The 12,093-nt window shown below is 62.6% G+C and carries 9 protein-coding genes; 7 read left to right on the top strand and 2 right to left on the bottom strand.

Annotated features, from left to right (window positions below):
* Window positions 1–464 precede the first annotated feature (464 nt).
* Window positions 465–1,265, top strand: a complete 801-nt coding sequence (locus ACVI1L_RS30435; RefSeq protein WP_456784574.1) for a TetR/AcrR family transcriptional regulator — start codon at window positions 465–467, stop codon at window positions 1,263–1,265.
* Between the two features lie 7 nt (window positions 1,266–1,272).
* Here the strand turns inward: ACVI1L_RS30435 and ACVI1L_RS30430 are convergent, their stop codons facing one another.
* Window positions 1,273–2,058 carry an enoyl-CoA hydratase/isomerase family protein gene (locus ACVI1L_RS30430; protein WP_456784573.1) on the bottom strand — a complete coding sequence of 262 codons (786 nt, stop codon included), beginning with the start codon at window positions 2,056–2,058 and terminating at the stop codon, window positions 1,273–1,275.
* 28 nt (window positions 2,059–2,086) lie between these two features.
* On the opposite strand from ACVI1L_RS30430, the gene ACVI1L_RS30425 reads away from it, so the two are divergent.
* Window positions 2,087–4,102 (top strand): AMP-binding protein, encoded by a 2,016-nt coding sequence (locus ACVI1L_RS30425; protein ID WP_456784572.1) that lies wholly within the window; start codon window positions 2,087–2,089, stop codon window positions 4,100–4,102.
* Window positions 4,103–4,204: 102 nt separating this feature from the next.
* Here the strand turns inward: ACVI1L_RS30425 and ACVI1L_RS30420 are convergent, their stop codons facing one another.
* Window positions 4,205–5,014: an enoyl-CoA hydratase/isomerase family protein gene (locus ACVI1L_RS30420; protein WP_456784571.1), complete on the bottom strand. Its 810-nt coding sequence runs from the start codon at window positions 5,012–5,014 to the stop codon at window positions 4,205–4,207.
* Between the two features lie 132 nt (window positions 5,015–5,146).
* Here ACVI1L_RS30420 and ACVI1L_RS30415 point away from each other — a divergent pair, with 132 nt between their 5' ends.
* From ACVI1L_RS30415 to ACVI1L_RS30395, 5 genes are all read left to right on the top strand, one after another.
* Window positions 5,147–6,688, top strand: coding sequence for a class I adenylate-forming enzyme family protein (locus tag ACVI1L_RS30415; RefSeq protein ID WP_456784570.1), 1,542 nt, complete (start codon window positions 5,147–5,149; stop codon window positions 6,686–6,688).
* Entirely contained in the window at window positions 6,685–7,866 is a 1,182-nt protein-coding gene (locus ACVI1L_RS30410) for a thiolase C-terminal domain-containing protein (RefSeq protein ID WP_456784569.1), read from the top strand. Before ACVI1L_RS30415 ends, ACVI1L_RS30410 begins: the two co-directional genes overlap by 4 nt.
* On the top strand, window positions 7,866–8,282 hold the full coding sequence (locus ACVI1L_RS30405; RefSeq protein ID WP_225648255.1) for a Zn-ribbon domain-containing OB-fold protein: 417 nt from the start codon (window positions 7,866–7,868) through the stop codon (window positions 8,280–8,282). Before ACVI1L_RS30410 ends, ACVI1L_RS30405 begins: the two co-directional genes overlap by 1 nt.
* A gap of 167 nt (window positions 8,283–8,449) precedes the next feature.
* Entirely contained in the window at window positions 8,450–10,057 is a 1,608-nt protein-coding gene (locus ACVI1L_RS30400) for a carboxyl transferase domain-containing protein (protein ID WP_456784567.1), read from the top strand.
* A gap of 15 nt (window positions 10,058–10,072) precedes the next feature.
* Window positions 10,073–12,073, top strand: coding sequence for an ATP-binding protein (locus ACVI1L_RS30395; RefSeq protein WP_456784565.1), 2,001 nt, complete (start codon window positions 10,073–10,075; stop codon window positions 12,071–12,073).
* Window positions 12,074–12,093 lie beyond the last annotated feature (20 nt).

Genomic DNA, 12,093 nt, shown 5'->3' with positions numbered 1-12,093 from the left:
AATCAACTTTGAAAATATTCTCTTTGCCGTGCGGCAAATCATCGATCCAATCACACAGCCGATCAATTTGCCGGCAGGCGCGAATCTTCTTGCCATATCGGTTCTATTTCCCGCACCGATCGGGGGCTAGCCGAAGCGTGACACCGGCACGCCCAAAGGTGCATCAAAGCGATAGCCGCCCCCGAGCCGGCCACTCCATGCGCTGACATCAGGAACTGGTCACCACCGCGGGATGGTGAAAAGCCGATCTTAAGTGAGTGACAACGTTGAACTTAGCTGAGCGCGAAAGAGGCGGCGACAGAAACGCCGCTTAGCCAGGAATGACTTCTCAACTCCCGCGGCATCGGAGGTTGTGCCTAATGTCGCCTGCCGCCTGTCAGCGAGCCGCCACAGCCGCGCGGCTTGCGGGCCCTGTGTTTTGATGCCGTCAGGTACCATCGGGCTGTTACCTGCCGGATATTGCCATGCTCCGCGGAATCTGCTTCGACAACGATCATTGGTTGCACGATCCGGCAGCCTGGTATGTCGACACGGAGCTTGCGGGAGGTATGAAAACGGTGCGGTCATCCCTGCGTTCCGGTGACCGGTCTGGCCCGAGGCCGGCGGCGCGCCGGCCGAAAGTCCCATCCACCAGCCGAGGGCGCAAGGCCGAGCCTGAAAAAACCTCTGCGATCGCAACCCCTAAGTCCGAGCGGTCGCGAGACCTCATCCTGCATTCCGCGGCCCAGCTGTTCCGCCGCCAGGGATTTTCGGCCACGACGCTGCGCCAGATCGCAGCCAGGGCCAAGATCAAGGCTGGTAGCATCTACTACCATTTCGACTCCAAGGAGCAGATTCTCGACGAGGTGCTGGACCGCGGCCTCCGCCACGTGTTCGAGACCGTGAAGAACTCGGTCGAGCGCGCCGGAAAAGTATCGCACCGGCGCAAGATCGGTCTTGCGATCGAGGCCCACCTCGTCGCGCTCCTCGAGACGAGCGACTTCACTTCAGCCAACATTCGAATCTACGGGCAATTGCCGGAGCAACTGAAGAAGCCGCACCGGCCGCTGCGGCGCGCATACGCAGAATATTGGGACCAGCTCTTCATCGATGCCCGGCGCGCCGGCGAGATCCGCGCCGACATGGAGGTGGTACCATTGCGTATGTTCGTGATCGGGGCTCTCAACTGGACAATCGAATGGTTCAGGCTGGAAAACAGGGATGCCGTGCTTGAATTGGCCCGTCGCACGGAGACGCTGATCTTCGAAGGCGTCAATAAGCCCTGATCCCAATCTATCTGCCCTGCCAGACCGGCTTGCGCTTCTCTGCGAACGCTTTCGGCCCTCCGATCGCATCGAGACTGGCATAGGCTTCCTGATGCAGGCGCTCGGCCGCGACGAGGCCCTGCGCAAGCCCCAGGTCCATCGCGGCAAGCACACTCGCTTTGGCCGCCTTGACCGACAATGGCGCGCCCTCGACGATTTTCCGCGCCAGCTCAAGCGCACGTTCGCGCACGGCCTTTGGTGTATCCTCAAGCGAGTTCACGAAACCATGCTCCGCGAGCCGTTCGATCGCGATCGTCTCGCCGGTCAGAACCATCTCCATCAGCAGGGGTTGCGGCACCATCCAAAGCATCGGCACCGCCCACGGGGACCCGCGCCCCATCTTGACCTCGGTTATTCCCGCACGGGTGCCGCGCAGCCCGATCCTTAAGTCACACTTCAGCGCAAGCATCATCCCGCCGGCCATCAAAGATCCCGTCATGGCAGCAATGATGGGCTTGGAGACCTTCTGCATCGCGTGCTGCATGGGATCCCGCATCAGCGTCAGGATGTCCACGCCGTCCCTCGCCCGGATTTCCGCGGCCTGCTTCAGATCCAGCCCTGCGCAGAATACCCCGCAATCCGCTGAGGTCAGGATGATCGCGCGGACGGAGGCGTCGGTTTCGACCCTGCTCCACGCGTCGGTCAGGCCGTTCATCGCCTCGACCGAGAGCGCGTTCTTACATTCGGGACGGTCGATGGTCACGGTCGCGATGCCCTCTTCGACCGAATAGCGGACTTGCTCTTTTTCAGCCACGATATCTTCTTCCTTTGAATTCTAACATTTGTTAGAATACATCGCCACGCGCCAGATGCAAGAACATGGCGCAGCTCTTGAGGCAGGAGGAAGCAAGATGGCGTATCTCTGGACGCCCCCCGCGGAACTGGTGGAGCAGAGCAACCTGAGCGCGTTTCTTCGCGCCACCGGGCAGCCGAACTACGACACGCTGGCGGCCAAGGCCGACATCGATCCAGCCTGGCTCGCGCAGGAAGTGTTCGGGTTCTGTGACGTTCGCTTCTATCGCAAGCCCGGGAAGATCCTTGATCTTGCACGGGGCGAACCGTGGGCGCGCTGGTGCGTTGGCGGGACCACGAACATCGTCCTCAATTGCATCGACAAGCACCGCGGAACTGAAGTCTGGGACAGGACATTCCTGGTCTGGGAAGGCGAAGACAGGCGCGAGCAGCGGCGACTGAGCTACGCCGAGTTCGCATCCGCTGTCGAACGGCTAGCCTCGGGCCTGCGCAAGCTCGGCATCGGCAAGGGCGACGTCGTCGCGATCTACATGCCCAACCTGCCCGAAGCCTTTATGGCTTTCTTTGCAATCCTGAAGATCGGGGCGATCGTGATGCCACTGTTCTCCGGCTTCGGTCCCGACCCGATCAGGGCGCGGCTCAACCATGGTGAGGCGAAGGCCGTCGTCACCGCGAACGGTACCTGGCGCCGAGGCGCGCCAGCTCCGCTGAAATCGGTTCTCGACGAGGCCCTGGAGACCGCACCAACCGTCCAGCATGTGATCGTGGCAAACCGCGGCGGGCTCGGCATCGACACCCCCATCCAGGTGGGACGCGACCACTGGTGGGATGAGATCGCCAAGGAGGAGGCAAACCGTCCGACCGTCGAGATGGACGCGGAAGATCCCGCTATCCTTCTCTACACGTCAGGTACGACCGGTGAACCAAAGGGATGCGTGTGGACGCATATCAGCTTCATCGGCTCAATGGTGACGCGGGATATGATCATCTGCGGCGACTTCAAGCCAAAGGACCTGTTTTTCTTCTTCAGCGACATGGGATGGATGGTAGGCGCGATGTGCGCCTGCATTCCAAGCTTCGCTGGCGGCAGACTCCTCGTGGCCGAGGGGACGCCCGATTATCCCGATACAGGACGCTTCTGGCGCCTGATCGCCGATCACAAGGTCACCTATCTCGGCGTTTCACCGACCATCGTGCGCGGCATGATGCGCCATGGCGAGGAGGTCGAACGGTACGATCTCTCGAGTCTGCGAATGACTGCTTCAGGCGGCGAGGCCTGGACGGAGGCACCGTGGCGATGGTTCTTCGAACACGTCTGCAAGTCAAAGATCCCAATCATCAATATCTCCGGCGGAACGGAAGTCGGCGGCTGCATCTTTACCGGCACCCCGAACCATCCAATGAACCCATGTTCGTTCTCCCGGCCGGCCCTCGGAGTCGGCGCGGATATCGTCGACATGGCGGGTAACCCTGTCCCCGACGGCGAGGTCGGCGAGCTGGTGCTGCGTCATGCATCGATCGGGCTCACCAAGAGCCTGTGGAAGGGCGATGAGCGCTATCTCGAGAGCTACTGGAAGACGATTCCGGGAATCTGGGTGCATGGCGACTTTGCCATGCGCGGCAAGGACGGTCTCTACTACATTCTTGGCCGCTCGGACGACACCCTCAAGATTTCGGGCAAGCGCGTCGGTCCGGCAGAGCTCGAGGGCGTGCTGACCGCAACCGGCAAGGTCGCGGAAGCTGCCGTCTTCAGCGTCCCGCATCCGGTCAAAGGCTCCGCTATCGTTTGTGCTTGCGTGCCGAGCCCTGGTGCGAAAGACCTCCGCGCGCTGTCGGAAGAGCTTGCCCAGGCCCTGGTGCACGGAATGGGCACCTCGTACCGCCCGGAAAGGGTATTGTTGGTCGATGACCTGCCGAAGACGCGCAACATGAAGATCATGCGCCGCGTGCTTCGCGCAATCTTCGAAGGCAAGGACCCCGGCGATCTGTCGGCGCTCGCCAACCCTGAGGCGATCGACCATATCCGTCAGAAGCTCAAGGGATAGCTGCTGGCCCGGATTGGCCCGGACCAGGCGACGTCGGATGGTGTGAAGCCAGACATCAAGGCAACCACTCAGGTCGGTTGCCTTGACGGGGATCAGACGATCCTAGATCGGGCAATCATTGGGGAAAGCTGGCTTGCGCTTCTCAAGGTGCGAGGCCAGGCCTTCGCGGGCCTCATTGCCGGCAAAGCCAAGGATTTCGAGGGCGGTTGACGTGTCGAACAGCGGCCCGTTGACGCGAAGCCAGTTGTTCAACGCATATTTGGTCCAGCGGATCGCACTCTGTGCACCGGTGGCGAGATCCTGCGCCGTTTCCAACGCGACGCCTTGCAGCTCCGCATCTTCGACGCACAGCGAAACCAGGCCGATCCGCTCGGCTTCCTCACCCGACAGCGGCTTGCACGTGAGCAGATAGTACTTTGCCTTCGCCAGTCCGCAGAGCAGCGGCCAGATGATACAGGCGACGTCGCCAGCGGCGACACCGAGCCGGGTGTGGCCGTCCACGATCCGCGCCGATTTGCCACAGATCGACACGTCGGCAAGGATCCCGACGACGAGGCCGGCGCCCACGGCCACGCCGTTGATCGCCGAGATGATTGGCTTGTTGCAGTTGATGACGTTGTAGACGAGATCCTTGGCCTCTTTCCAGGTCGCCATCCGCGCGGCCGGATTGTCGAGCAGTGACTTGATCAACTCGAAATCGCCGCCGGCCGAGAATGCCTTGCCCGCCCCCGTGACAATCACCGCGCTGATGTCGGGATCGCTGTCGATGTCTCTCCAGATGTGAGTGAGCTGTGTATGGGTCTCGGCGTCGACGGAGTTATAGGTCTCCGGTCGGTCGAAAGTGATCCGAAGGATCCTTTCAGCCGGATAGTCGAGCTTCAACCTCGTGTAGGCCGCGTACCGATTGGACATATTGATCTTCCCGCTTTTGGCGCCTAAGAAGCGCTACCAATTATTTCTAACAGATGTTAGAATTTGTAGTCGGCCGGCGCAAGCGCTGGCTCGAAACAAGACTGTCGAAAGACAGCGCTCAAGGAAACGTTGATGGAAACCGGGCTCAATATCCAGACAGGCGGCGGATCCGGCATCGGAACCGTCGGTGCACTGTTCGAGGCCTGTGCGGAGCTTCATGCCAACAGGCCTGCGATCGAATACCGCGGCCGGCACGTGACTTATGGGGAGTTGCGCGACCGGGTCCGTCGGTTGACTGTCGTGCTTGCCGCGCGGGGCCTGCAACGCGGCGACCGGCTTGGCCTGCTGTCGCGCAACCGTCCCGAATATCTCGAGATCGAGTTGGCGGCCGCCAATCTCGGGATCATCACGGCTTGCCTTAACTGGCGGTTGTCGGAGCGTGAACTCTCCTATTGCATCGAACTGGTGTCGCCCAAGCTGCTGCTGGTCGAGGCCGACCTCGCAGCAAGCCTCCCGCCGGCCGCGAAGGCGAATCCAGTCCTGGAGATCGGATCTCAATACGAAAGCGAACTCGCGCGAGCAGACGGGCGGGCATCCCCGTCTGTCGCTGAACCGGAAGATGGGCTCGTCATTCTCTACACCAGCGGAACGACCGGCCTGCCGAAAGGTGCCGTGATTTCGCACCGCGCGATGGTCATGCGGGCGTTGGTGTTCTCCTCCGAACTCGGTATCGCTCCGCACGACACATTCGTCGCATGGGCCCCCCTGTTCCACATGGCCTCGACCGATCATGCCCTCGCCACCCTGCTGCGCGGCGGAATTGTCGTTGTGATCGACGGCTTCCAGCTTGAACCGCTGCTAACGGCCGTTTCCCAACACGACATCGGCTGGCTGGTCCTCATTCCCGGCATGGTAGAGGCTCTTATCGATGGTCTGAAAGCGCAACGCATCAAGGTGAAGGGAGTGCGGGTGTGCGGAGCCATGGCGGATCTGGTCGCCCCGCACGCCATTGCCGAGGTCACCGAAATGCTCGGCGCCCCCTATCTCAACAGCTTCGGCTCGACCGAGACCGGCCTGCCGCCGGCGACGCGGGCGCTGATTGCGCCAGGCGATGTGCCGGCCAGCCTGTCCAAGCGGCAAAATGCGTTCTGCCAGATCAAGCTGGTGGACACCTCCGACAACGAGGTCGCGCCCGGCGAGCCCGGCGAGTTGGCCATCCGCAGCCCGACACTATTCTCCGGCTATTGGCGCGCGGACGAGACCAACGCGCGCGACTTCCGCGGCGGCTGGTTTCACATGGGCGACGTGTTCAGGCGCAACACCGACGGATCGCTCGATTTCGTCGACCGCGCCAAATACCTGATCAAGTCGGGCGGCGAGAATATCTATCCCGCCGAAATCGAACGCGTCCTGCTAGGCGACGATCGGATCGCGGAAGTCGCAGTCGTCCGCGCTGCCGATCCAAGGTGGGGGGAGGCCCCCGTCGCTTTTGTCGCGTGCAGCGAAGGAGCTGCAGTGACGGAAGCTGAGCTCACCGAACTGTGCCGACGCGAGCTGGCGAGCTACAAGCGGCCACGCGAATTCCGTTTCATTGCCTTGGGTGAATTCCCTCGCTCGACAAGTGGCAAGGTCCAGCGCCACGAACTCGAACGCCTGCTGAAAGCCTCCACATGAGCGACACCAGCCTGAGAGGAAAGGTTGCCGTCATCGGCATCGGATTGTCGGCGGTCGGCAAGGTGCCAGGCCGCAGTCCGCTCTCGCTTGCGGCAGAGGCCGCGGCAAACGCACTCGCCGACGCCGGCCTCGCCAAGAGCCAGGTGGATGGCGTGCTGTCGAGCCATGCCTTCGCCTCCCCGTTCCATCGCTTCAGCGTTGCCTTCAGCGAATATTTTGGAATCTGTCCGACCTTCTCAAACACGTTGCAGGTGTCCGGCGCCACGGCGGCGACGATGTTCAGCATTGGTGCGGCCGCCGTTCACGGCGGCCTCGCCAAGGTGGTGCTGCTGGTCGCAGCCGACAGCCTGATGACGGGGCTGACGCCGGATCTGGCGCTGCGTTCGCTCACCGAAAGCCGGGATCAGCAATACGAGATGCCGTTCGGCATTCCGGTTGCCAACACCTTCGCAATGACCGCGCACCGGCATATGAGGGAGTTCGGCACCACGCCCGAGCAGCTGGCGGAGGTCGCCGTCGTGCACAGGCGTCACGCGGTGCGGACCCCCGGCGCGCAGCAGACGGCGCCGATCACCGCAGCGGACGTGCTGAATTCGCCCATGGTCACCACGCCCTATCACAAGCTCGACTGTTCGCTGATCTCGGACGGCGGCGCGGCATTTGTCCTCACGTCGGCCGAACATGCGAAGGCCCTCGGGATCGAGAAGCCGATTGTCGTCCTCGGTTGCGGCGAATGCTACACCCACGAGCACATCTTCCTGATGCCGTCCCTGACCACGACCGGTGCCGTCGAATCCAGCCGCCGGGCCTATGCGATGGCTGGCTACCAGCCGCGCGATATCGATGTCGCCGGCATCTATGACTGCTTCACAGGCACCGTGGTGATGATGCTTGAGGACCTCGGCTTCTGCCCGAAGGGTGAAGGCGGCCCGTTCGTCGCCGACGGACAAATGAGCTACGGCGGCCAAATACCCTCCAACACCCATGGCGGCCTGCTGTCATTCGCGCATTCCGGAATGCCTGGCGCCCTATTTCACTTCCATGAGGTCATCGCGCAGCTGCGCGGCCAATGCGGTGAGCGGCAGGTCGACAGCGCCGCACTTGGGCTGGTGCACAGCCTCGGAGCGGGATTCGCCACCAATGCCACGACCATCCTGGGCACTGAGGGAACGCTGTGATGGCATCCGAGAATTCCACTCGAAAGCCCCTGCCCGCGCCGGATGCCGATACGACCGCATTCTGGCATGGCTTGCGACAAGGCAAGCTCCTGCTGCAGCACTGCCGCCGATGCCGCAACGTGCAGTACTACCAGCAAACCACATGTCGCGAATGCGGCGGCGATGAGCTCGTGCACAGGCCCGCGACCGGCCGCGGCAAGGTGCACTCCTTCAGCGTGGTCTATCGGGCTCCCGGCCCCGCATTCAAGGCGGATGTCCCCTATGCCGTGTTGCTCGTCGAACTCGATGAAGGGCCGCGCATGATCAGCACCCTGACGGGGAGCGATCCGGCGGACGTCACCTTCGACATGGAGGTCGAGCTCGCATTCGACCAAGTCTCTGACGACATAACTCTGCCGCGCTTCCGGAAAGCCTGAGGGATCCGCATGAGTTCTGCTTGCATCCGCGCGCGATCGATTCTAACAGTTGTTAGAATTTTGCAGCGCCTCGATTTTGTGGCGCTCGCACCGCCGACCCACCGGTCGATTTACACCAGCGGCAGGTCACCGACGGGCTTGCCGCGCAGCCGCCAGGACCACCCGCAATGGCAATCATGAAATCGGATGTCGTCACCTCGACCGAGGACTACGCCCGCAACCGCAGCGCCTACGCCGAACGCGTTGCGGATCTCAGGCGGCGCCGGGCCGCGGCAGCACTGGGCGGTCCGGAACGGGCACGCAAGCTTCACAAGGAACGCGATCAGCTGCTGCCGCGCGAGCGGATCGCGGCACTGATCGATCCCGGATCACCGTTCCTCGAATTCTGTCAGCTGGCCGGCGACGGCCTGTACGAAGGCGTGCCGCCCGGCGGCAGCATCATTACCGGCGTTGGAATGATCTCCGATCGTCCCTGCATGATCATCGCCAACGAGCCCACCGTAAAGGGCGGCACCTATTATGGTATCACCTGCAAGAAGCATGTTCGTGCGCAGCGCTTCGCCTGGCAGCACCGCCTGCCCTGCGTGACCCTGGTCCAATCCGGCGGCGCCAACCTGCCCGACCAGCCCAATATCTTCCCTGACGATGGCCAGTTTGGCTCGATCTTCTACAACCAGGTCAGGATGTCGGCTGAAGGCATCCCGCAAATTGCGGTGGTGCACGGTCCCTCTACCGCAGGCGGCGCCTACATTCCCGCGTTGAGCGATGAGACCGTCATCGTCAGAAACCAGGGCGCCATGTTCCTAGGCGGGCCGCAGCTGGTCTATGCGGCGACCCGCGAAGAGGTCGGCATCGAGGCACTCGGCGGCGGCGAGATGCATAGCCGAGTGAGCGGTGTCACTGACCATCTCGCCGAGAACGACGCCCATGCAATTGCCATCACGCGCGAGATCGTCGCCAGTCTCGGCGAGATCCCCCGGCAAACCCGGACCGTCGCCCCGGTGCGCGAGCCACACTTCGACCCCAACGAGATCTACGGCCTGATCAGTTCGGATCCGCGCATTCCCACCAATAATCGCGATGTCCTTGCGCGTCTCGTCGACGGCAGTGAATTCCATGAGTTCAAGCCGCTCTATGGCGATACGCTGGTGACCGGCTTTGCGCGAATCATGGGCTTCGAGATCGGCATTCTCTGCAACAACGGCGTGCTGTTCTCCGAAAGCGCGCTGAAAGCGACGCACTTTATCGAGCTGTGCTGCAAGCGCGACATCCCGCTGCTGTTCATGGCGGATGTCACGGGCTTCATGGTTGGCCGTGAAGCCGAGGAAGGCGGCATCACCAAGAACGGCGCAAAAATGATCACGGCAATGGCAAGCGCCAATGTCCCGAAATACACGCTCATCATGGGTAATGCCTACGGCGCGGGATACCTCGCGATGTGCGGCCGGGCGTTCCGGCCAAATGCCATGATGATGTGGCCAAATGCCCGTTCCGCCATCATGGGTCCCGACCAGGCCGCGACCACGCTCGCGATGGTTCGCGACGAGGTGCACAAACGCGAGGGCACGAGTTGGACGGACGCCGAGCGCGAGGCCTACATGGCGCCGACCCGGCGAACGTTCGAGGATTTCGCAAATGCCTACAATTTCGCCCGCAACACCTGGTGCGACATGGTGATCGATCCGCTCGAAACTCGCAGCGTGATGGCGCTGTTGCTTGACGTCGCCGGGCGCGTCCCGCGTCAGCACACCGATTTCGGCGTGTTCCGGATGTAGACGAAGGGGCCCGCCATGTTCAGGAAAATTCTGATTGCCAATCGAGGCGAAATCGCCTGCCGAATCGCCCGCACCTGCCAACGGCTCGGCGTTGCGGTCTCCACCGTGCACTCCACCGCAGATGCCGACGCCTTGCACGTCAGGGTTATCGGTGAATCCATCGGGATCGGCGGCGCACCGGCATCGGAAAGCTATCTGCGGATCGATGCCGTCATCGCCGCCGCGAAAACCACCGGCGCGGAGGCGATCCATCCTGGCTTCGGCTTCCTGGCCGAAAACACCGACTTTGCCCGCGCGGTCGAAGCAGCCGGACTGGTATTCATCGGGCCGACGCCGGCTACCATTGAGCGGCTGGGAGACAAGGCATCCGCGAAGCGGGAAGCCGCCGCCGCCGGTGTCCCCACGGTACCCGGAAGCGAAGCTCCGAGCGAGGATCGCCTCGAAGTCGAACGCATCGTCCGCCGGCTCGCACTACCGGTCATGCTCAAGGCCGCGGCCGGCGGCGGCGGCAAGGGAATGCGGGCGATCTCGACCTACGACGGACTTGCCGACGAAATCGAGTCCGCGATGCGCGAGGCAAGGAATGCTTTCGGCGACACAGGGCTGATCGTCGAGAAACTGATCCTGCAAGGCAGGCACATCGAGGTGCAAATCGCGGGTGACGGCGACGGCAACGTGATCCACCTGTTCGAACGTGAATGCACGCTGCAGCGTCGCCACCAGAAGCTGATCGAGGAAGCGCCAGCTGCCAACCTGGCTCCCGCCTTACGCCAGCGTATCCTCGACGATGCCGTCCGGCTCGGACGCAGGCTCAGATATCGTGGCGTCGGCACGGTCGAATTCATCGTCACCGGCACCGACTACTATTTCCTGGAGGTCAATCCCCGGCTCCAGGTCGAGCATCCCGTAACCGAAATGGTTACCGGCATCGACATCGTCGAGGCTATGCTCCGCATCGCCGCTGGCGAAGGCCTGCCTATGAAGCAGGGCGAAGTGTTGTGCCAGGGTCACGCGATCGAGGCGCGCATCTGCGCCGAAGATCCGAATGACAGCTTCATGCCATCCACTGGAGAGCTCGCCCATGTCAGGTTCCCGTCCAGCGGCATTCGGGTCGAGACCGGCGTCGAAAGCGGGTCGATCGTTACGCCCTATTACGATTCGATGCTCGCCAAGCTGATTGCTCATGCCGCCTCCCGCGATCAGGCGCTCGACCAACTTGATCGCGCGCTCGGCGAAACCTCGATCTTCGGTGTTGTCACCAACCGGGATTTTCTCCGTCGATTGATCGCCTTGCCCGCGACCCGCGCCGCGACTTTTCATACCCGCTTGATCGACGAACGGATCGATGCGCTCGCGGCCACCGCTGGCGACATTGACCCGGAGGCGCTGGCGGTTGGCGCGTATTTCTGGATGATGCGCCAGCGCGCTGCCGCTTCCAGCAACCCCTGGCAGTCCAACGGTCTGACCGGCTGGCAGATGGCGGCAGCCGATGACGGCTTGTCACCGATCCCCATTCTCCACCTCGAGGCCGCAGGCGACAGCGCGGAGATCCGCTTTGCGCCCTTGCAGCCAGATGGCTCGATGCTGATCGGTGTCGACGATGACAGGATTCGGGTGCAGCTTTCGCCGCTTGCCGACGACATGTTCGCCGCCGCAGTCAACGCGCGCTGTGAGACCGTGCGGATCGTACAGAACGAACAGGCGATCTTCGTGCACGATCCGCGCCGCGCCCATACCATGACCGCGATCCCCTACCTCAGATACATCAGCACCGACGCCGAGATCAGCGGCGAACTGCGCGCCCCGATGACCGGCGTGGTGTTGAAGATCAACGTCACGGTCGGTGGCCGCGTGAAGGCAGGCGATCCGACCGTTGTCATGGAATCCATGAAGATGGAACTGCGCATTGCCAGCGAGGTGGACGGCGTCGTGACCGCCGTCCACTTCAAACCCGGCGACGCCGTCGAGCGAAACGCCGTCGTCGCCGTCGTCGAGCCTGACCTCATCCCGCAGTAGCCACCTCCTCACGAACCCTT

It is taken from the genome of Bradyrhizobium sp. USDA 4516 (assembly GCF_054055915.1).
Note: the sequence above shows the minus strand (reverse complement) of the source record. Positions and strands in the feature narration are given on the sequence as shown.